General features: G+C 48.7%; 21 protein-coding genes and 1 riboswitch. Of the genes, 2 read left to right on the top strand and 19 right to left on the bottom strand.

What is annotated here, in order from left to right:
- Window positions 1–2: 2 nt before the first annotated feature.
- From H8B09_RS10790 to H8B09_RS10865, 16 genes are all read right to left on the bottom strand, one after another.
- Window positions 3–2255: an ATP-binding cassette domain-containing protein gene (locus tag H8B09_RS10790; protein ID WP_191203491.1), complete on the bottom strand. Its 2253-nt coding sequence runs from the start codon at window positions 2253–2255 to the stop codon at window positions 3–5.
- Window positions 2256–2410: 155 nt separating this feature from the next.
- Complete coding sequence (locus tag H8B09_RS10795) at window positions 2411–2812, bottom strand: SRPBCC family protein (RefSeq protein WP_191203492.1); 402 nt, start codon at window positions 2810–2812, stop codon at window positions 2411–2413.
- Entirely contained in the window at window positions 2809–3141 is a 333-nt protein-coding gene (locus tag H8B09_RS10800) for an ArsR/SmtB family transcription factor (RefSeq protein ID WP_191203493.1), read from the bottom strand. The genes H8B09_RS10795 and H8B09_RS10800 overlap by 4 nt, the downstream gene beginning before the upstream one ends.
- Before the next feature lie 102 nt (window positions 3142–3243).
- A complete protein-coding gene (locus tag H8B09_RS10805; RefSeq protein ID WP_191203494.1) occupies window positions 3244–3561 on the bottom strand; it encodes an MTH1187 family thiamine-binding protein in 318 nt (105 codons plus the stop codon).
- A gap of 111 nt (window positions 3562–3672) precedes the next feature.
- Window positions 3673–4212 (bottom strand): DinB family protein, encoded by a 540-nt coding sequence (locus H8B09_RS10810; protein ID WP_191203495.1) that lies wholly within the window; start codon window positions 4210–4212, stop codon window positions 3673–3675.
- 70 nt (window positions 4213–4282) lie between these two features.
- Entirely contained in the window at window positions 4283–5224 is a 942-nt protein-coding gene (locus H8B09_RS10815; RefSeq protein ID WP_191203496.1) for a helix-turn-helix transcriptional regulator, read from the bottom strand.
- A 48-nt stretch (window positions 5225–5272) separates the two neighbouring features.
- Window positions 5273–6454, bottom strand: coding sequence for a phosphoribosylaminoimidazolecarboxamide formyltransferase (locus H8B09_RS10820; protein WP_224753460.1), 1182 nt, complete (start codon window positions 6452–6454; stop codon window positions 5273–5275).
- A gap of 41 nt (window positions 6455–6495) precedes the next feature.
- A riboswitch (ZMP/ZTP riboswitch) is annotated at window positions 6496–6575 on the bottom strand.
- 103 nt (window positions 6576–6678) lie between these two features.
- Window positions 6679–7734 (bottom strand): phosphodiester glycosidase family protein, encoded by a 1056-nt coding sequence (locus H8B09_RS10825; RefSeq protein ID WP_191203498.1) that lies wholly within the window; start codon window positions 7732–7734, stop codon window positions 6679–6681.
- A gap of 388 nt (window positions 7735–8122) precedes the next feature.
- Window positions 8123–9343: a diaminopropionate ammonia-lyase gene (dpaL, locus tag H8B09_RS10830; RefSeq protein ID WP_191203499.1), complete on the bottom strand. Its 1221-nt coding sequence runs from the start codon at window positions 9341–9343 to the stop codon at window positions 8123–8125.
- 37 nt (window positions 9344–9380) lie between these two features.
- Window positions 9381–10583, bottom strand: a complete 1203-nt coding sequence (locus H8B09_RS10835; protein ID WP_191203500.1) for a YgeY family selenium metabolism-linked hydrolase — start codon at window positions 10581–10583, stop codon at window positions 9381–9383.
- 29 nt (window positions 10584–10612) lie between these two features.
- On the bottom strand, window positions 10613–11335 hold the full coding sequence (locus H8B09_RS10840; protein ID WP_191203501.1) for an amino acid ABC transporter ATP-binding protein: 723 nt from the start codon (window positions 11333–11335) through the stop codon (window positions 10613–10615).
- The gene (locus H8B09_RS10845) at window positions 11322–11984 is read right to left on the bottom strand and encodes an amino acid ABC transporter permease (protein WP_191203502.1); all 663 of its coding nucleotides are present in this window, start codon (window positions 11982–11984) and stop codon (window positions 11322–11324) included. The genes H8B09_RS10840 and H8B09_RS10845 overlap by 14 nt, the downstream gene beginning before the upstream one ends.
- Before the next feature lie 85 nt (window positions 11985–12069).
- Window positions 12070–12903, bottom strand: a complete 834-nt coding sequence (locus H8B09_RS10850) for a transporter substrate-binding domain-containing protein (RefSeq protein WP_191203503.1) — start codon at window positions 12901–12903, stop codon at window positions 12070–12072.
- A 58-nt stretch (window positions 12904–12961) separates the two neighbouring features.
- Complete coding sequence (locus H8B09_RS10855) at window positions 12962–14563, bottom strand: N-acyl-D-amino-acid deacylase family protein (protein ID WP_191203504.1); 1602 nt, start codon at window positions 14561–14563, stop codon at window positions 12962–12964.
- Between the two features lie 306 nt (window positions 14564–14869).
- Window positions 14870–16618, bottom strand: coding sequence for a sigma-54-dependent Fis family transcriptional regulator (locus H8B09_RS10860; RefSeq protein ID WP_191203505.1), 1749 nt, complete (start codon window positions 16616–16618; stop codon window positions 14870–14872).
- A gap of 185 nt (window positions 16619–16803) precedes the next feature.
- Window positions 16804–17430: a hypothetical protein gene (locus H8B09_RS10865; protein WP_224753461.1), complete on the bottom strand. Its 627-nt coding sequence runs from the start codon at window positions 17428–17430 to the stop codon at window positions 16804–16806.
- Between the two features lie 196 nt (window positions 17431–17626).
- Between H8B09_RS10865 and H8B09_RS10870 the strand changes: the two genes are divergently transcribed.
- A complete protein-coding gene (locus tag H8B09_RS10870) occupies window positions 17627–18289 on the top strand; it encodes a bifunctional transcriptional activator/DNA repair enzyme AdaA (RefSeq protein WP_191203507.1) in 663 nt (220 codons plus the stop codon).
- Complete coding sequence (locus tag H8B09_RS10875; protein WP_191203508.1) at window positions 18264–18788, top strand: methylated-DNA--[protein]-cysteine S-methyltransferase; 525 nt, start codon at window positions 18264–18266, stop codon at window positions 18786–18788. The genes H8B09_RS10870 and H8B09_RS10875 overlap by 26 nt, the downstream gene beginning before the upstream one ends.
- Before the next feature lie 63 nt (window positions 18789–18851).
- Here the strand turns inward: H8B09_RS10875 and H8B09_RS10880 are convergent, their stop codons facing one another.
- From H8B09_RS10880 to H8B09_RS10890, 3 genes are all read right to left on the bottom strand, one after another.
- On the bottom strand, window positions 18852–19469 hold the full coding sequence (locus tag H8B09_RS10880; protein WP_191203509.1) for a DNA-3-methyladenine glycosylase family protein: 618 nt from the start codon (window positions 19467–19469) through the stop codon (window positions 18852–18854).
- A 140-nt stretch (window positions 19470–19609) separates the two neighbouring features.
- Window positions 19610–20752 carry a cysteine desulfurase family protein gene (locus H8B09_RS10885; protein WP_191203510.1) on the bottom strand — a complete coding sequence of 381 codons (1143 nt, stop codon included), beginning with the start codon at window positions 20750–20752 and terminating at the stop codon, window positions 19610–19612.
- A gap of 118 nt (window positions 20753–20870) precedes the next feature.
- The gene (locus H8B09_RS10890; protein WP_191203511.1) at window positions 20871–21821 is read right to left on the bottom strand and encodes a WG repeat-containing protein; all 951 of its coding nucleotides are present in this window, start codon (window positions 21819–21821) and stop codon (window positions 20871–20873) included.
- Window positions 21822–21919 lie beyond the last annotated feature (98 nt).

Consider the following 21919-nt stretch of genomic DNA (forward strand, 5'->3'; position numbering starts at 1 on the left):
ATCTACTTCAAGTACTTCCCCGTAATCGATTGCTCCGCATGATCGATCTGCGTTGGCGTCCCTTCGAACACCACTTGGCCGCCCTTGCTTCCTCCATCCGGTCCCATGTCGATTATCCAATCCGCTTGGCTGATCACATCCAGATTGTGCTCGATGACGATAACCGTATTGCCCGCATCCACCAGACGGTTCATGATCCCGAGCAATTGACCGATGTCGGACATATGAAGACCAGTCGTTGGCTCGTCCATGACGTAGATGCTGCCCTTCTTGTGCAGTTCGCTTGCGAGCTTAATGCGCTGGCATTCGCCGCCTGAGAGCGTGCTGAGCGGTTGTCCGAGTGTAATGTAATTAAGCCCCACATCGCTCATAGCCTGCAGCTTCTTCACAACCTCTTTCAGCTCGAAGAACGACAATGCCTGTTCCACCGTCATCTCCAGTACATCAGCAATGGATTTGCCATTCAGCTTATATTCCAGCACTTCTTCCTTAAACCGTTTGCCGCCGCAAACTTCGCATGGCAGCTTCACGCTATCGAGGAATGCAATATCGGTATATACAACTCCAAGCCCCTGACAGTTCTCACATGCTCCTTTGGAGTTGAAGCTGAACAACCCTTGATTAACTTTATTCGTAGAGGCGAACGCTTTACGAACATCATCCATGATGCCTGTGTAGGTCGCAGGATTCGAACGTGTGGACACCCCTACCGCCGACTGGTCGATAACGATTGCATCGGTATGCTGGTTGAGGAATATGTCGTTAATAAGCGTACTTTTCCCCGAGCCCGCGACTCCTGTAACGATTGTTAGAACACCGGTTGGAATATCTACGCTTACGTTCTGCAAGTTATGCAGTGATGCATTGTGAACGGACAGTTTGCCTGATGGCTGCCTGCAATCTTGCTTCAGCTGCAGCGGCCGCTTCATGAAGTTGCCCGTAAGAGTGCCTGACGTGAGCAAGCCCTCGTAGCTGCCTTCGTACACGATCGTCCCGCCTCGGCTTCCCGCGTGTGGACCCACATCGACGATATGGTCGGCCGTCTTGATAACGTCCGGGTCGTGCTCAACTACAATGACCGTATTCCCCTTATCACGCAACTTCAGCAGCAGTTCATTCAAGCGGTGAACATCCCGAGGATGCAGGCCAACGCTTGGTTCGTCGAAAATATAAGTGACATCCACCAGACTGCCGCTTAGATGCTTCACCATTTTAACGCGCTGCGACTCGCCGCCCGATAACGTATCCGTCTCGCGGTCGAGCGTCAAATACTCCAAGCCGATATCGACCAGATGCTGCAGCCGCTCGGTCAGCGCTTTAACGATTGGTGCTGCGATCGGATCGTCAATCTCGTGAACGACACGGATAAGCTGTCCAACCTCCATTGCCGACAGCTGCGCAATGTTGTATCCATTAATACGGCAGTTAAGGGCTGCCTGGCTAAGTCTCGCACCGTGACAGCTGGCGCAAGGACCTTCCGTTATGTAAGGTGTTACGGACTTCTGCGTACGTTCGGACATTGTTTTCACATCACGTTTGATGTACTTGTTAGTGAATTTCTCAATAACGCCTTCCACCGTTATGTTCATCGTTTTACCGCCGAACAGCACTTCTACCTTTCTTGCTTTGCCGTACAGCAGCTGCTCAAGCAGATCAGTTGGATAGTCGCTTAATTTCATGTCAAGATCGTAGGATCCCGCCTCCATGAGCATATTCCATTCGAAGCTGCCAATCGAATAATCAGGCAGCATAAGTGCCCCTTCGTTCAACGATCTGGTCATATCGACAGCTTTGCTCATATCTACGCCCAGCCTGCGGCCGATGCCGTTGCATTCCGGACACATGCCTTGCGGGTCATTGAACGAGAATATATGTGCAGGCCCTACGTAAGGATGGCCTACTCGGGAGAATATCAGCCGAACAATCGGTGCAATGTCCGTAATTGTACCCATCGTGGAATGCGAACCTCCGCCCAGCCGCTTCTGGTCCACGATGACCGCCATGCTCAGGTTCTCAATCGCATCGGTATCTGGCTGAGGATATTTGGGCAAGAACGTGCGCACGAACATCGTGAAGTTTTCATTCAGCAGTCTTGTAGATTCAGCGGCAATCGTATCGAATACGATCGAGGACTTACCGGAACCGGATACGCCAGTGAAAATCGAGATCTTGCGTTTTGGAATGCTTAAAGATACGTTCTTCAGATTGTTTTCCCTCGCACCCGATATAACGATATACTCCTGGTTAGCGCTCAAAGACGAACATCCTTCCGTAATAGAATAGTAAGCAGTAAAGATTCATAATTGTACCATTAAACGAGCTGCTAGTTTGTCGAAAACAGAAATTTCTCTAAGAGCAATAAACCGACTGCAAATGGCTTGCAGCCGGTTTAAGATCGTTCATGAAATGATTATTGCTCCAACAGTTTAGCAAGCTCGCCGCACCATTGCGTAACGCCCCATTTGGCACCATTGAGTGCTTGTTCGTTGGAGATGCCCGATTGTTCGAGATGAAGGTTTACTTGACCCTCTCCAAGATCTTGAATCGACCACGTTACAGTGTGCTTCTCAGGTCCAACAGACGATGTATAAGATAATACGCGTTGCGCCTCGTCTACAACGAGTACTTCGCAGTTAATGATGCCATCCCAGTACTGATTCGGTTCTGCTCGGAACTGGAATTGGTGACCTACCTCTGGTATGAAATCATTGGCGAGAACCCATTTGGCAAGCTTGCTGGAGTCCGTCAATGCGGACCACAGTTTTTCGATCGTTGTCTTATACTGAAAATCCAGAGTAAGTGTTAAACTCATTGTTCCTCTTCCTCCTCTAATAATTGGCCTAAGGTAATCATGTTCATGGTCCAAAACTTCTGATAAAACGACAGCCAGTCATGGACTTCACGGAGCGGAGCGGCGTTCAGCCTGAACCGGGTTTCTCTGCCGACCTTGCGGTCAAGCACCAAACCCGCCTCTTTCAGTATCGCCAAATGCTTCGATACGGCAGTGCGACCCATATCGAATTGTGACGTTAGTTCATGCAGCGGAATTTCTCTAGGTTCCGCCAGTATGCGAATCAATTTACGTCGTGTTGGATCTGCAATAGCATCGAATGGATCCCTCAACGGATTGTTATCGCTCACAACACCCTCTCCTAGGATATAGCTAATGTTTCGATCGGACACTATTTAGTGTCATATTGATTATAGGACACTTTTTGGTGTCGTGTCAATATTGGGTATCATTTATCCCATTTCAGACAAAAGCTTCTCCTCTACCGATTGCAGCTTTTGTTCCATCGTACCCTTTTTGTCGCGGCGGTCGTCAATCGTAATGGATGTTGATACACGCATCGCACCGTTCTCGAACGGTACTTCATGCAGGCGGCGCACGACTGCAAGCAGATCGTCCAATTCGCCCTCAATAATGGTGCTCATCGGTGTAAGTTGGTATTTGATGGACTCTTCAGCTTGTTCGAGTACCCGAATGACATCTGCTACATAAGCGCCGACACTCGGTGTTCCAGTGCCCAGCGGCACGATAGTGACTTGTACGATTGCCACTTGTTCTCTTCCTCCATGTTCATGTATTTAAGCAAGTAGATCCTGGACGATAGTCTCGGTTCTAATGCATCTATTGTATCCGATTCTCAGAACAGTTACATTCTGCAGAGGCTAGGCGGAAGCCGTGCTGCGAAGGAAAGAATCAAGACGCTCTTTCTGCAGCAGATGGTGTCGGTAATGCATCTCTACAATGGTGAACCATTCAACTGCGTTCATTAAACCCAACCGCGGATGCGCAATCGCGCGATCTATAGGAATTGCTGCCAAGGCTGGTTCAAGCTCCCTCATTCGGGCGATAACCGCACGAAGCCCTTGCGCCATTTCATCCAGACTTTCAGGTTGTTTGGGCGTGTATTGCGGCGAAGCGGGAACACGGATTCGTTCTGGAGGAAAACTGCCGGCTGCGAACATCGCCTTTACCGCCTCAGACCTTTCATGCGAGACGGATGGTGACTCCTGCTCACGACACAACTCCACATTGCGCAACTGCATGTACAGCGCTGAACCGACGAGATGAATATACATTTGGCCGAGCGACCATTCGTCCTCGGACGGCGTTCGCTTCATTTGTTCCAGCGTATATTTCGGAATTTCATTCAAGTAGTAGTTGGCCGTGTTCTCGAATTGCTCCAATAATTGTTTCGTGTTCATAGTTGAATCAAGCTCCCTTCGAATTTCGAATATAGAGCTATCATAGAACACTGCTACTGACAGCCTTATGTCAGTAGCTTTTGAGCGATTCTATTAAAATGTTACGAACACGTTCTCGAAGCGAATCCGGTTCCAGCACGACAACGCTTGGTCCCCAGCTCATAATCCACCCAACCACTTCCAACTCATGCCTAATACGCAGCGTAAGCAATACTCCGTTCCCGGTATCCTCGACTCTCTCAATGTAATAATAAGGACTCTCTAACACTTGATCTATGATAGTAGAAGCAACATGAAGGCGTACCGTTACGTCGCGGGTATCGGGAGGTCTATAGGTATGCAGGTCGAAGTCTACAGGGCGTCGAAACCGTTCATTCGTTAGTTCAATATCACTCATTCGGCTCAATCGAAAATGACGCAATCCCTGCCGCATATCGTCGTAGGCTACAAGAGTCCATGCATCTTTGATCAGTACGAGACCATATGGATCAACTTCACGTACACTGTGCCTGCTCCCATCCGACTCCGGAATCTTCTTGCTGTAGTGGAAGCGTATTTTCTTCTCCTCCAGAATCCCCTGGCGCAATACGGACAGTCTTTCCTTCTCTTGGCTGCCGGTCGTTCCGACGGCCAGCAGCTTCATGGCGGCGCGAACCCGCGCCGTCTCCCGACGCACCTCGCCAGGCAGGATTGCCTCAATCTTACGTCGTGCATCAGCAGCCTGAACATGGTAACCGGCATCGAATTGCTGCTCAATATAGTCAAGTCCAAGCAGCAGGGCAACTGACTCTTCTGCTGTGAAAGATATCGGTGGAAGAAAATACGTGTCCGATAACGAATAGCCTTGGCCTGGCGACCCGATGACGGGCACGCCCGCCTCACATAATGCTTGTACGTCACGGTAAATCGTTCGAACGCTTGTCTCGAACACCGCTGCCAAATCTTCTGCACGCCTCAGCCCATGCCGCTGCAGCTCCAGAACGATAGCCAGCATCCGGTCCGTTTTATTCATCGCGCAATCCTCCAAACCGGCTGCATATACCAATCCATTCGTTTGTCATCAGTGGTGAAATAATCGAACACCGGAATAAGCCATCACCATCCCATATTCATTCGCCGCCTCTATCACCTGATCATCCCTCAGCGAGCTTCCAGCTTGAACCAAATATCGAACGCCGCTTCGAGCGACACGATCGATATTATCGCGAAAAGGCAGGAAAGCATCTGACGCGAAGGATACGCCTCGTAAACCTTGCAGCCATGATTGCTTTTCTTTCTTCGCAAGTCGACGAGGTACGACGTTAAAGTTACATCTCCATCGTCTTTCTTCTTCGGCTGTGATGTCTTCATTCATCCAGCCATCGATCGCATTATTGATCTCGGCCCGCGAGATCCCTGCGCGGAAGTCCATTTGACTAACTAGCGGGTGCTGTCTCAGCCGCCAATTATCCGCTTTGCCCGCCGCTAGACGTGTGCAATGAATGCGGGACTGCTGACCTGCGCCAATGCCAATCGTCTGACCGTCCAAAGCAAAGCAAACGGAATTCGACTGTGTATATTTAAGTGTTATCATTGCGATTAAGAGATCTCGTTTGGCGTGATCAGGTATTTGTTGCTCGTTGGTTACAATGTTGTTCAACATCTCTGCGGAGATCTGTACGTTGTTTCGTTCCTGTTCCAATGTCATACCGAATACTGTTCTGGTTTCGATTAGGCTAGGTGTGTAATGTGGATCAACTTCGAGTATAAGGTATTTTCCGTTCTTTTTCTTCTTCAGAATAGCCAATGCATCCTCGTCATATGCTGGCGCAACGATGACGTCGGACACCTCTTTGCTGAGTAATTGAGCAGTGGTCACATCGACCTTATCGCTGAGAGCCGCACAGTCGCCGAATGAAGACATCCGATCTGTCCCCCGCGCTCTCGCGTATGCAACAGCCAATGGGGACAGCTCGAGACCATCTACAAAGTAGGAATGAGAAAGTGAGTGATTTAACGGGGAATAAACCGCAGCGCCGGCTGGGCTAACATGCTTGAATGATGCTGCTGCCGGCTGTCCAATGCATTGCCTGAGCTCCCTAACAAGCTGGAAAGCATTTAATGCATCCAGGATGTTAATCCAGCTTGCTTCTCCATTCAAAACCTTAACGGGCAGTGCACCTGAGGTGAATATTTTAGCCTTCGATTGATGCGGGTTCATGCCGTACCGCAGAGCCATTTCCATTTCCATTTCCCCTCTCATCGGATTAGACAACAAAAAAAAGCATTTGGAATGTTATCCAAATACTTTGCCCAGGCGAACGGCCGTTACGATGCGTGCTCCCTCGTGGTTCACCACGTTCTCGCCAGTTACACACATCCAATATTTACCTCAATTATATTCGTTTCACCCTTCGAAGACAAGCCATTTACTGCGGTTTGACCAGGAACCGGAGTATCTTCAAAATTTTTTCTGATGTCTGTATATTAGCTAGGGATATTGGTAAGCGATGTTATTGATTTGCCGTCATATTCAACATTTATCGTATCCCCAGCCTCTGGTATAACAGCCCAAATATTTGGGAGATAACGTGGAATATTATTTTTCGACGAAGGTATTGTTATATTTTCTCCATTAAAGTACATAGAGGACGATGAACCCCCATCCATGCACATCGCATTAACGGCCCCTCTTTCATAAAGCAAGTCTTGCACATCTTTTAATGTCGCACCTAAAGAACGAATTTGTCTTCCATCTATTACAACGAAAATGATTTCGCCTGCAGCTGTTTGTCCGATAGCTGTACGAGGTCCGATTCCTAGCCCTCCATCGCCTTTCGTAATCATTTTCTGACCATTCACGATGAGTTGCGGCTTGAATCCTGCAGCTTGTTCAACCCCTAATGCTATCATTTCATTCGCGCTATATTTACCGGTTATCAGCCTTCCTTCTGACGTGATTCCAGCAACATAATCTTTTTGGTTAGGGTTTTCATTTTTAATTTTACCATTCTCAATAACCACTCCTGTTGATGCACCACCATTGCCGTGACCCTCAAAGTCAACAAACCCACTTGCATTTATCGCAGCCAAAGCCTTAGCGCGTTCGGCGATAACAAATATTTGTTCTCCATGGTCCTTCAATTGCGAGCTAACCAATTTTACTCTTTTGGGATTTGATATGGTCATTACCTTGCCTTTGAAATGATTTGTCTTTCCCACATTTCTCTCAACCGTATCAAGTTTAATGTTGATCTCATTCTCTTTTATTGTGAACTTACTATTATCCGATTCGCCTACCGATTCACCATCGTTTATCACGCTATTAATATATGCAGGATTTTGAATATCTTGTAATATCTTATCCAGCTCATCTTGAGACAACAGCGTGTACTTCGCCCATTGACGATGCTGAGAAGACAATATGCTCTCCGCAGCAGTCAATCGCAATTGATGTCCTGCATCGGTTACAAACAGGAAAAGGACCATCAGTACAGTGCAAGCCCCAATGAATCCGAAGAATAACCTGAAGAACTTTTTCATCGCCCATTTCCTTTCAATCTCATAATAGTTTGCCGCCTGATGTACCGATTATGGCGGCGCGAATGAATGCAGCAGATCTTCAGATGATGTCTAACCTTGCTCATCATAACTTCTTTATAAAGAAAAAACTGTCGAATGACCGTATATAAGCCAATCTTACGACCACACGACGATGAATCCCCGTGGCTATATTCTCGCTTGGGTCTTAATAATCTAAGTCCATTCTGAGGACATCTGTATCTCTTAATCGAATTACAATTGCCGTCCTGTCTTTTCTTACCTCGCCCAAGAAATATTGAAACGACAACGAAACTCAGTTCAAGTCGCTTCATATTGAACCCATAACAAACAACCAGCCGACGACTTGATGTCCGCGGCTGGTTGTTTGTTATGATCTAGCAAAGCTTGGAAACATACCGTCCCAGACGACGTCTCGATAACGCGAAGGATCGGTATCCCCTTCTGTACTGACAAGCAATACGTGAGAAGCTTCAGTGAGTCCAACTCGGTCCTTGGCATCCGCCAATTGCGGATCCGTCATCAGATGATCGAGCAGTCCTGCTGTTACAGCACCTGACTCGCCTGATATGACAACAGGATCATCACCTAGGGGATTACCCAGCATCCGCATGCCTTTGGCTGCGACTGAATCGGGGCATGAAATGTACATATCGCCGTAATCTTGCAATAGCTGCCATGCGACTGGATTAGGTTCACCGCACGCGAGTCCTGCCATAATCGTATCCATCGCACCGGTTACAATCTGAAGCTCCCCCGCCGTCGCGGAGCGATAGATGCAGTCCGCCTTGTTCGGCTCAACGATGATTATCGCCGGTCGTTCCTCTCCATAGAATGATGCGAACAAAGCGGTCACAGCGCCTGCGAACGATCCAACACCTGCTTGCAATAGCACATGGGTTGGCTTAGGGACATCAAGTGCGCGCAGCTGCTCGATTGCTTCAATTGCTAAAGTGGAGTAACCTTGCATGATCCACTCCGGGATGGCTTCGTATCCTTCCCAAGCTGTATCTTGTACGACAACCCAACCGTGCTCGTCGGCCATTCTGGCGGCATGACGGACGCATTCGTCGTAATTCCACTGCATAATTTCGGCTTCTGCACCAGCAGCGCGAATAGCCTCCAACCGCGTCAGCGATGAACCATGAGGCATATAGACAACCGACCGCTGGCCCAACTGCGCCGCCGCCCATGCTACCCCTCGGCCATGATTGCCGTCCGTGGCGGTAACGAACGTGATTTCACCAAGCTGCTCTCGTATTTCAGGCGAACGCAACCGTTCAAACGACAAATCCCCGATATCCATCTCAAGACGCTCCGCTAAGTATCGTCCGATCGCATAAGCGCCGCCGAGAACTTTGAACGCATTCAATCCGAATCGATAGGATTCGTCCTTGACGTACACGCCGCCTAGTCCCCAATGTTCTGCTAATCTCGGCAGCGAGGCGAGCGGTGTCTCCCGATAGCAGTCGAAAGTCTGATGGAACGTTCGAGCTCGATTCGCTTCCTCCCATGTGAAACGATCTAATGAAGACAACTGCTCCGTAGTACGAACGATTTCGTTAAATTTCCAATCTATTGGTCCTGTCATAAGTCTCTCTCCTTGCTTGTAACCATGTTGTCATCGTCTATTGTCCGGCGATATGCGCTGCGATCGCATAGTAACCTTCTGCTGCCTGTTCCAGCTGATCCAGTTCGATGTATTCATCGACGATATGAGCGACATGTTCGTAAGATGGACCGTAACCAATCGTTGGAATGCCTGCTGTTCCAGCGGAGCAGCTTCCATTCGTACAGAAGCTGTACACACCAATTGAAGGGTCTTGTCCGATGCCTCGAAGTGCTTGAAGAGTCTGTTCGACCCACGGGTCTCCCTCATCGGCTAACCACGCGGGGAAGAATCGCTCACCGCCCAGAACCGCACCGGTGTAGCATTCCAACTCCGCCTTCGCAATCTTAACTTCATAAGTACCTTCTGCAGGTAGTAAACTCTCGTATTGGCTCTTAACGAACGAAGAATCCTCGCCAACGAGCAGTCGTCGGTCAATCGTAATTTCACAGCGGTCTGGAACAACCGAAGCGCCGGGATACGGCGAAGAGATAATATCAGTGACAACTGAGATGCCTCTGCCTAGCGCTGCCTGTTCCGTCGGTTCCATGGTTGTCAACGCATCGATAACCGGATTCATCGCATAGACCGCGTTAATGCCAACGTCTGGATTGGACGAGTGCGCTGAACGTCCATGCGCAACGATGGATACTTCTGCACGGCCGCGTTGTCCTACATTCAGCTTCAGTCCCGTAGCTTCCATGATCACAACGAGGTCAGGCTTAATGGTCTCCAGCACTTTGCCAAGTGCAACACCCTCGAACACTTCCTCGAAGACGGTACCGGATACATAGAGATCGCCTTTCGGACGATTGCCTGTCCTTCTTGCTTCCCGTGCAATTTCTCCGACAGCAAGAACGGCTGCTGCAACAGACGCCTTCATGTCGGACGTTCCACGGCCATACATGATACCATCGACTATTTCGCCGCCGAATGGGTCATGCGTCCATTTCTCAGGACTGTTGATCGGCACCGTATCGATATGACCGTCGAATAATACGGATGCTCCCCCGCCGCTGCCCTGCACTTTGCCTATCACGCTGCCATATGCATCGATCCATACCTCGTCATACCCTAGTTCCAGCATCGTTTCTCTGATAATGCATGCTGCTTCCTGTTCTTCTCCCGATAGGGATTTCGCCCGAATCAACCGCTGCGTTAACGCAATGAGCTCCTCTCGATTGACCTTCGGTTGACGGTTCACTTCGCTCTGCGTATTCATGCGCTTTTCCCCCTTGCTTACAAGTTCGATTATTTCAAAATCCGGCTTAGAAAAGATTGCGTCCGTACATGTTGTGGTCGGTCGAGTATTTCTTCCGGCGTACCTGTCTCGATCACTTTGCCTTGATCCATGAATACGATTCGATCCGCTACTTCGCGTGCGAAGCCGATTTCATGCGTCACGACGACCATAGACATCCCTTCGGCTGCGACCTCTTTCATGACGCTAAGTACCTCACCAACCAGCTCAGGATCAAGTGCTGAAGTCGGCTCATCGAATAGAATGGCCTTCGGCTGCATGGCAAGCGACCGTGCAATTGCTACGCGCTGCTGCTGCCCGCCGGACAGCTTGCCAGGGTACGAATCTTCCTTGCCCGACAGTCCGACCTTTGCGAGCAAATCAGCAGCCAGTTCTCTCGCTTCTTGTTTCTTCATTCGTTTGACCCAGATCGGTCCTTCCATGACGTTCTCCAATGCCGTCCGATGCGGGAACAAGTGAAACCGCTGGAACACCATGCCGACTTCAAGCCGCATCCTGCGCATTGCCTTGTCGCCTATCACTGATGCGCCTTCATATCGAATATCGCCAGACTGAATTGTTTCAAGCCCGTTAATACAGCGGAGAACGGTGCTTTTGCCAGAACCGCTTGGGCCTAGAATGACAACCTTCTCACGTTTGGCGATCGTTAGATCGATATCGAACAGTACTTGATGTTTGCCGTAGCTTTTATTCACTTGATTAAGCTCGATCATGGGCGCTCATTCCTTTCTCCAGCTGCTTCGCTACAATCATCAAGATGCTTGTCATAATGAGGTACATAATTGCGATAACCGAATAAACTTCAAAGCTTCGGAACGTAGATACGATGACCGATTCGCCTGTCCGGAATAGCTCCGTAATCGTGACAAGCGATACCATCGATGAGTTCTTGATCGTCATAATAAATTGGTTAACGAGCGGCGGAATAATGACTTTGATTGCTTGCGGACCGATAACTCGGAACAATGCGACGGATCGGGACATACCTAGCGCACTTGCTGCTTCGGATTGACCGCGATCGACTGCCATCAGGCCTGATCGAACGATCTCTGTTGCATAAGCACCTGTATTCAGAGCCATGCCGAGTACGCCAGCCTGGAATGGTCCCATCGTGATGCCGAGCTGCGGCAGACCGAAGTATAGGATGAACAACTGCACAAGCAGCGGTGTACCGCGGAAAATCCACGTATATAAGTTGGCAACTGCACGAAGCGGCCAAATAGAAGATGTTTTGCACAAACCGCCTATAATCCCAAGCACTAAACCTAACGCGAGTGACAATACGGACAGTTTCACGGTCATCCATGCGCCTTCAAGAAACACCGGCATGAACGGCATGATGACTGAATAATCAAGCTTCATAACTCCACTCCCCCTCACCAGTCGCACCCGAGATGGGGGCGAATCGGCTCACACCGATTCATCCCGCATCTTCATGCACTGCTGCTTACTTGAGCCACTTCTCATACATCGTCTTCGCTTCGCCGTTTGCGTCGAGCTCCTTAATAACATCGTTCGCTACCTGCAGCAACTCCGTGTCTCCTTGCTTTACAGCGAGACCGAGACCTGCTTCCGTGAAAGGATCGCCGACGATAGCGAGCTTCGCTTCAGCGTGCTGCTTGTTGTAGCCGAGTTGGTTCAAATAATCATTGATGGCTGCGTCGACACGTCCCATTTGCAAATCGAGCAGGTAGTCCGTTGTATCTTTATACGAAACGATCTTGATGTCATACCCTTGTTCAACGAGTTCCTTGGCCGCTGTTTCGCTCGTTGCACCTGCTTTGACCCCAACCTTCTTGCCCTTCAAATCTTCCAGACTGTTAATCGAATCATCGCCTTCGCGTTTAACGAGCGACATACCCGTCTTCATATAGATCTCAGACATATCCATTGCCTTCTTACGTTCATCGGTGATGTACATTGCGGCGATTGCCATATCTGCCTGTCCGTTCTGAATGGTTGGGATAAGAGCTGTAAACTGCATTTCCTTCCACTCCACTTGCACACCAAGCTTGTCCGCGATTTTCTGTCCGAGATCGATGTCGTAGCCAACGAGCTTCTTCGTATCCGGATCGAGGTACTCGAATGGATAGTAGTCACCGGTTGCGATAACGAGCTTACCTTTCTCTTTGATTGCATCGAGTCGTGATGTTGACGCCGTTGTCGTCTTATCGTCATTGGCAGCTGATGTCGTATCTTCTTTCTTAGAACAGCCAGTCACAACCAGCATAATTGCAACGAGCACGAACATTGCGGACTTAAGTGTATAAGAACGTTTCATAGAAGAAGGCCTCCTTGGATTGGCGAAATGGTTGGTTGAGCATGATTCGTTCAGTTGGTTAAATATCGTAACGTCTTCTAAGCACTTCACCGGATGCCGCACGGCGTTCATGCTCACCGTCGACGGCAACCTTGCCGTTCACAATAATCCATCGGATGCCTTCCGAATACGAACGCGGCTTCTCATAAGTAGCCGTATCTCGAATAGCTGCTTCATCGAAAATAACCAGATCCGCTCGCATACCTTCTCGGATCGTACCACGGTCGGTGAAGCCGATAATACGCGCGGGTTGCGACGTCATCCGTCGAACCGACTCTTCAAGCGAGAATAATCTATCTTCCCGGGTATAGCGTCCGAGCACTTTCGGGAAGGAGCCATATGCCCTTGGATGCGGTTCACCTCCAAGCAAACCATCCGTGCAAATCGTTCCTGCCGGGTGCTGCATAATCAGCGATACGGACGGTTCGTCCATTACGAAGTCAATCATGCCAATCGCATTGCTTTCCTCAGCTATGAGGTCGAAAGCAGTCTCGATCGGATCCGTACCTCGTTCTGCGGAGATGTCTGCCAGCGTGCGGCCGACACAGGCTGCATTAGCTGCTGTCGTGACGGATGTAATGACGATGCCATCCGGCCCTGCCCAGTTGTACATGCTGTCCCAGCCCGGAACGCCTGTTGCCATCTCGGCTGCCATCCGTTTGCGCTGTTCCGCAGACTTTAATCTCTCTAGCATGCTAGGCGTTCCGCCATCATGTGCCCAAGATGGCAGTACAGCACTTAACATCGTACTGCCTGCTGTGTACGGGTACTGGTCGAACGTGACCTCGATACCAGCTTCTCTTGCACGATCGAGCTTCGCGAGAACGTCGGGTGTCTTATGCCAGTTCATTCGTCCACACACTTTGAAATGGGAGAAATGCAGATGAACACCGGTTCGTTCCGCAATAACGAGCAGCTCGTCCATGGATTCGAGAATTTCATCGCCTTCACTTCGTTGGTGGACGATGAATGGCACACCGTATTCTGCTGCTACCGCACACAACGCTTCAATTTCGTTATAATCGCCGTACATGCAAGGCAGATAGATCAATCCGCTGGATAATCCGCATGCACCTTGATCTAGAGCTTGTCGCAGAAGCACGGCCATATGGTCGATTTGTTCCTTCGTCGCTGGTTTATCCTCTAGACCAACAACCTGCATCCGCAAGTTGCCATGAGGAACGAGATAGGCGTAATTACATTCAGGTCGAGCAGCTTCTATTTTGTTAAGATAACTGTCAACATCATGCCAGTCCCACTCGATATCTGGGGTGCCATCAAGCCCCGATAGATTTCCTTTCCAACGGTCGATGTAATCTGCTGGCAGCGGTGCAGCCGATATGCCATCTTGGCCGAGAAGTTCTGTTGTAATCCCTTGGCGAAGCTTGGCAGGTATCGTTCCGAACGCGAGAACGAATAAATCGGAGTGGCTGTGCATGTCGATGAATCCAGGCGTTACGATGAGTCCTGATGCATCAAGTATCTCGTCTGCGCTTGCGCCGCTTAACCGGCCGATTCGCTCGATCCGATCTCCTTTGATGCCGAGATCGGCGTAGTACCAAGGGCTGCCTGTACCGTCAACAACTTTTGCATTTCGTACAATGAGTTCATAATGTCCCATGTTTCTCTCCACTCCTTCTGTGATATGGAACGGTGCGCTAGGTAAGCCGCGCCGACGCAAGCTTTCGATTCGAAACAATGTAATAAGAAGATTCAAGCATTTGGAAATGAAAAATCAGCACTCGAGTAAACGTTATGTCGTTTACGTGTTAAGTTATCTTACATAACTAAGGATAAACAGTAACATCACATTGAACAAGTATCATATTGAGACGGCGACAACTCGTCTTTCCCCGTCAATATCACATTTTTCTGACAAAATAAAAAAGAGTATCAAATTGAGACGAGTCCCAATTTGATACTCTTGCTATTCTTGCATATCGTATTGGCGCATTTTCCGGAAGAGCGTAGCCCGTCCGATGCCTAACATTTCTGCAGCTTTCTCTTTGGGTTGCCCGCTCGCGGCCGTCTCCTGAAGCGCTCGACGGATAGCATGCCGCTCCAATGTTCGCAGATTCAACACCGTATCATTGTTCTGTAGTCCGTCGTGTGCAGTCTCGATCGTTCGCATATAGTCTGGAAGATGCTCTTTCCCAATCGTACGGCCTGATGTGAAGTTAACCGCATATTCCATCACATTCGACAATTCGCTAATGTTGCCCGGCCAATGATAAGCGAGCAATATCGCTTTCGCATCTTCACCAATCCTTCTTACTTCCCGTCGGTTGGAATGCCCGTGAAGCTGAAGAAAATGCTCTGCCAGCAGCAATATATCGGATTTCCGCTCCCGAAGTGGGGGTACTTCAACCGGAATGACAGACAACTTGTAGTAAAGCTGCTGACGGAATTGTCCACCACGTACTCGTTCTTCCATATCTTGGTCAGTCGCGGCAATTATCCTGACATCAACGGACTGGAGCTCCCTTTCGCCTTCCCGCCAGACCCCCTTGTTCTCCAACACTCGGAGCAGCTCTACCTGGATACGCATCGGCATATACGCGATATCGTCGAGGAACAATGTACCTCCCTCCGCTTCCGCCAGCCTGCCTGGTCGGCCATCTCCTCCGAACAATAGCGCATGTAATGGCGCTTCAGGCAATGCGGAACAGTTTAACGAGACGTAAGGTCCGTTCTTTCGCTCGCCGGATCGATGGATGCTTTGCGCAATAAGCTCTTTGCCAGTTCCATTTTCTCCTCGAATAAGAACGGGCGATCGACTCCCAGCCACTTTGCGCAGCATATCTTTGAGGGATTGCATAAGCGGATGATTGCTGATCACTCCTTCGAAACCCCTATAGTTGTCCTCGGTGTAGCGGATTGCGACATCCGTCATGTGCTCGGGATCCGCTAGCATCAGCACGGCATCCTTGACGATACCATCAGGTCTTGATGGATGATAGGTGACGAATAGATGAATGAATCGATCGCCGATCTTCACAGGGATGAGCTTCGACTCCGGTTCCTTCGTCCTCTCCCGTCTTCTCGTTGATCGAAACGGTTCGACCAGTTGTTCCAGCAGTTCACGGGAAGGCAGGCCTTCTCGATCCTGTCGAAGCAAGGCACGCGCGGCTGGGTTCATAAACTCGCTATCGCCATCATGATTAATGAGAATGATGCCATTATCTATATAGCCAATAAGCGCTGAGAGCTTGCGTTCTTGTATAAGCTGTTCCGCCTGCAGCTCAGCTTCCTTAAGCTTCGTCGCGATTAGCCCTGCCATTTTGCTCAGAAAATCCAGCTTCGCTTCCACGTCAGAGAACAACCGATCACGCTGCTCCTCATCGAAAGCGATCAAACCGATGACGCCAAGTACCTTGTCATCAGACAGAATCGGGCAGCACACTTCGCCAAACTCCTTGCAGTTACGAAAATGCGCACAAGGCGCGCACAGTTCATGGAATCCTGGCCGCTCGATGATGACGGGTTTACCGGTGACGATACATTGCCGATAGACGTAATCCTCATTGCGCATTTCCTTCCATATTTCATGCTTAGCTAGACCCGTACCTGCGATACGGAATAGCTCGCTGTCCGCAATCTCTACGTCGATTCGGAGGACAGAACCAATGGCTACGGCAATTTGCTGGATAGAGGGTTGAATATCCTTCAGCTGCATGTGCATGATTCCCCCTTCATGGTGTCCGTTATACTCTTCTTCTCTCTATTATAGAATCCGAAGCTGGACGAGCCAAGCAAGAATGATCTGCCATTGCTATATTTGAGAATTGCATTAGCACTAAGCTCCTCCATAATTTATTTAAGCTCTGGCTGAAAAATAAATAACGCCGCAAAAATGCGGCGTTATTCTAATAAAGATACTGGCACTCGAACATGATCAGGCCCCATCATTCTTACGCCATCTTCGGTCTTCGATCCGACTTCAACTGCGAAATCGATGGAATTCGGTATTGATTTGTCATGTCCGTCATAAACGAGCTCAATAACGACAGTACCATGACCACCACCGGTTGGTTGGTAGCTCCGCTCTCTTCCAACTTCAACCCAAGCTTGCCATTCACTCTTCGTATCTGCTGTCGTCCAGATCGAAGCTTTATCGGAAGGATTCATTAGAGGTTTGTTATCGGGATAGCTGCTTGTTATATTGACAATCGACCAATGAGTCGGGATATAGAAGGCAACGCCTCCCCAATCGTTTGGGTCGACGTCAATCGTAGCAATAATTGAGATCCGATCCGCAACTCCTTCTTTTCCTTCTGCAAAAATAGTTCCCTTCGCTATTGTATCAAGATTCGTGGAGTCGGAACGGATACTGAAGCCTGTACTGTTGATATAATTAACGTTGCTAATTAACGCTTGCGATTGTTGGTCTTCCTTAGAAACTAACTGAATGACAAGATAAACGGAGCAGATAATTAGTGCGATTAACAATAATACAGGCATGATTGGCAATCGGTTATTTAATCTCATTAACTATCAGACATCCCCTTTCTGTTGGCAGCATCATGTAAATTCTGGTAGCTCCTTAAGTGTAATAGCCCTGCTTGGCGATTTCAATAGATACGGACAATACGCTGATCTACGATTTCGTTATCTTGCTTTTACATTCAATCTTACACACAAAAGGCTCCAGTCAGGGTTATACTAGCGTTAGAGGTGAATTCGAATGCCAACGGATTGGAAAGTGGATATGGAGCGGACAACTACAGATTTGAGGACAGACAAGATGTCGCCTGCCCCTTTGTCAGATGAACAATGGCAGGCGGTTGCGAATAACGACATTACCTATGACGGCCAGTTCTATTATGCGGTAAAAACGACAGGCATTTTCTGCCGTCCTTCATGCAAATCAAGATTACCGATCAGGGATAATGTTGGGATGTTCCACACATCTGAACAGGCCTTGGCTGCACGCTTTCGTCCATGCAAGAGATGCAGGCCATCCGGTCAACGTCTGCCTGACGAGGAATGGATTGCTCTCATAACAGAATACATTGAACGTCACTATGACGAATCGTTGACATTGGATACGCTCGCGCATATCAGCCATGGTACGCCGTATCACTTGCATCGAACGTTTAAGAGGATCAAAGGGATCACTCCTGTGACATACATCCAGCAAGTACGCATCAACCAAGCGAAACGCCTTTTAAACACGACTGATCGAACCGTAGCTCGAATCGGTGAGGCAGTTGGACTATCTAATTCGCCTTATTTTGTAACCTTATTCAAGAAATTAACGGGTTTATCGCCCGAAGCCTACCGCAGGCAGATCAAGCAGCAGACGAAGGAGAATGGATCTCATGCCAACAACGATATCGATACGTAAGCAGCTTTATTGGTCATTACTATCTTATGAAGGCTGGAGCGTGCATCTCGCTGCAGTGGAAGAAGGATTATGTTTTGTTGGGTCGCACAATCAGCCCTTCGAAGAGTTAACAGAATGGGCTAAGCGCCGAATGCCAGGTTTTGACCTGCTTCATGATGATGGCGTGATGCAGCTTTATGCGGATGAGTTTATACGCTATTTGCAAGGCGAGCTTGAACAGTTTACGCTTCCGATCTACTATAAGGGCACTCCATTTCAAGAAGCTGTGTGGAAAGCATTATGCGATATCCCTTACGGAGAGACGCGTTCTTACTCGGATATAGCAACTGATATCCAGAAGCCGTCTTCAGTTCGCGCGGTTGGCACTGCGATTGGGGCTAATCCAATATTGATCACGGTTCCCTGTCATCGCGTCATTGGCAAGAATGGATCACTTACCGGTTATCGCGGTGGCATGGAGATGAAGATGAAGCTGCTGCAGTTGGAGCGGAGTATTTAGATATGGTCGTAATAATGAGCAGCATCAATTACGATGCTGCTCTTCTATGTGTCAAGTAACGCGCTATTCCGATGACAATGCCCACAAGTAGATCGAAGCGACAGTTCCGTACGGCGAATATCGACGACGGTACTCCTCGAACGACTGACGCGGGAGCTCCGATAAGTTGTATAGTCGCATCATTCCTCTACGTATTGCTATATCTCCCCAGCTCACAACATCCGGTCGTTCCATGGAATGAATAAGCAGCATCTCTGCCGTCCAGCGTCCGATACCGTTCAGACCGCTTAATTGACGGATGACTTCTTCATCGGGCAGTCCGAGAAGTGCATCAATATCCCATTCCCCTGCTGAAATGGACCGAGCGATCGTATGAATGCAGATTGCTTTCTTCATCGACATCCCGCAAGACTGGATATCATCAGGGGAATGATTGGCAAGCTGCTCGGGCGTGATGGCACCGAACTTCTGCTGCATGCGGCCCCATACCGTTTGCGCAGCTTTCACAGAGATCAACTGACTGACTACGGCGTTCACGAGCGCGGTGAACAGGTCAGGAATGATCTCCCGTTCCAACTTACCTAACCGATCAATGACAATACCAAGTTCAGGATCAGCCTGTTTCAAATAATCGATCTCGTGTTGTCCATATTCAAACCATTTGGTTTCGATGCGACTCAAATCCCCGCCTCCTTATTCGTAACACGGAATCTCTTCTATTATCACTATAACCAAAACCGGCGTGCTCCGCTGTAATCTTGAATGAAAGAGCAAGATAGAGAAAATTACAAAGAGCCGCATAGCTGCGGCTCAATTCGAGGCTACTTGAGGATCAACCTGTCTCTCAGCAAATCGCAAGCCTGCTCGATCTCTTCATCCGTAGTAAAGCGGCCAATTGAGAATCGAACCGTGCCAGCGCCTATTGCAGGATCCACATTCATCGCCTTCAGTACAGGCGAGAGCTGAATGCTGCCCGTATGACAAGCGGATCCGGTTGTAGCGGCAATCTCGGGCACTTGGTCGAGAATATCTTGACCAATCATCCCTTTGAAGCTGACATTGAGCGTATTCGGCAGTTTCTCATCTGGATGGCCGTTGAGCACGATACGATCATGGAACGTATCCGATATACGTGTCCAGAACCGAGCGGATAACGATTGAATCCGCATGAGATCATCTTTGTTTGAAGCAATGTCGCATGCCTTGCCGAGCGCAACCATGTATGGCACATTCTCAGTGCCTGCCCTTCTTCCGGATTCGTGTCCAGCACCATGAATGTAAGAGTCGATTGGCGTTCCACGTCTAATGTATAAGGCTCCGATTCCTTTGGGCGCATATAGCTTATGTCCTGCAATGGTCAATAGGTCTACATTAAGATCAGTGACACGAGCATCGATTTTGCCTACCGACTGAGCTGCATCTGTATGAAAGATAACACCGCGCTCCCGCGTTATTTGACCGATCTCTCGAATTGGTTGTACGGTCCCCGTCTCATTGTTCGCATGCATGACAGACACTAGAATCGTATCGCTCGTAATAGCTGCAGCCACGTCCGCGGGATTGACACGTCCATAGACGTCCACGTCCAAATAGGTCACTTCCGCGCCTAGCGACTCCAGATAAGCGCAAGGATTTAATATAGCGGGATGCTCGATCGTGGTCGTGATGATATGGTTGCCGCGGTGCCGATTGGCGAAGTAGGTTCCTTTGATCGCATAGTTATCCGACTCGCTTCCGCCGCTCGTGAAGATAATTTCACTTGGATCGCAGCCTATGAGGTTTGCTACACGAGATCTTGCCAGCTGGATCGCTTCATGAATGTTTGCAGAAGCCCAATGCGAGGATGACGGGTTGCCGTAATAGCCGGTCAGATATGGCATCATCTCTTCCAGTACCCGAGGGTCGATCGGTGTACTCGCGTTATAGTCCAAATAAATACGTGTTAGATCGTTTATTGCAGTCATTCAATTACCTCCATTTTAGCTAAGGACGTCCATCACATATCGTCATATCTAACACAATCATACTACAAAACGCTCCATACAATACTAGAGACCGTTCGCATTCGAACGGTCTCTTGGTTTACTTGCTTGGCTTCCAAATGTATTTGCCCTGCTTGTTAATATATCCTTCGCGATCATCAATAGCAACTAGGGCTAAACCATCATGGAAAGATTCTACATATTCAAACTGGGGCTGAACGACGAGTTTTCCTTGTTTATCAATAAATCCCCACAGCTCATCATTGCCTACTTTCATTGATATAGACGCTAGACCTTCCGAGAAAAGATCTGCGTCCTCATATTTGGCTGGAATAACAAGTTTGCCTGTTTTGTTTATGTAACCCCACAATTGCTGATTCCCACTCTTATTGATTAATGCAGGTGCTAAGCCATCGCTGAATGCCTGCGCGTTTTCGAATTGAGATTTAATGATGTATCTGCCCGATTTATCGATGTATCCCCAATCTCCATTGGTATTCATTACAGCTGCTAAACCTTCTTGAAAAGGCTGTGCAAGTTCGAATTGAGCAGGGATGATTTCTTTGCCGTTCATATCGATATAGCCATATTGCTCTCCGCTATGTACGACTGCCATGCCTTCCTGATAGATAGGGTTATCATAACGCGGTGAGAATTGGTATTGGGGCTGAACAATTATTGTTCCCCGATTATCAATGTACCCTAATTTAGCATTCTTAGAGTATAAGTCGCTTATTATTGCGGCTCTCCCCTCGTTAAAGCCGAACGTAAAATATTGGCCAAGCGTGATAACTTTATTCCCAGACTTGTCAATAAGAAAGGTGTTGAACGTCCCATTGTCCGCGAAGGTCATTACAACCGCTAGACCCTCTTGATAATCCATAGCATAGTTATATTGGTATGGAACAACTAGTTTACCTTGCTGATCGATATAGCCGGTCAATGTAGAGTTTTTCCCCACTTGCTTCTTCTCTACGAGTGCGCGTCCATCTGAGAATTGATGAGCTGCATCAAATTGAGGCTTAATCTTGATCTTACCGTTCTTATCCATATAACCATACTTGCCGTTCTGCTGAATGAGGAACAATGGCTCCGACTTTGCAGGCGATGACGCTGCGCTCATGATGGAGATACAGCAGATCAAGCATA

This window comes from Paenibacillus terricola (assembly GCF_014779765.1).
In the GTDB taxonomy this organism is placed as follows: domain Bacteria; phylum Bacillota; class Bacilli; order Paenibacillales; family Paenibacillaceae; genus Paenibacillus_T; species Paenibacillus_T terricola.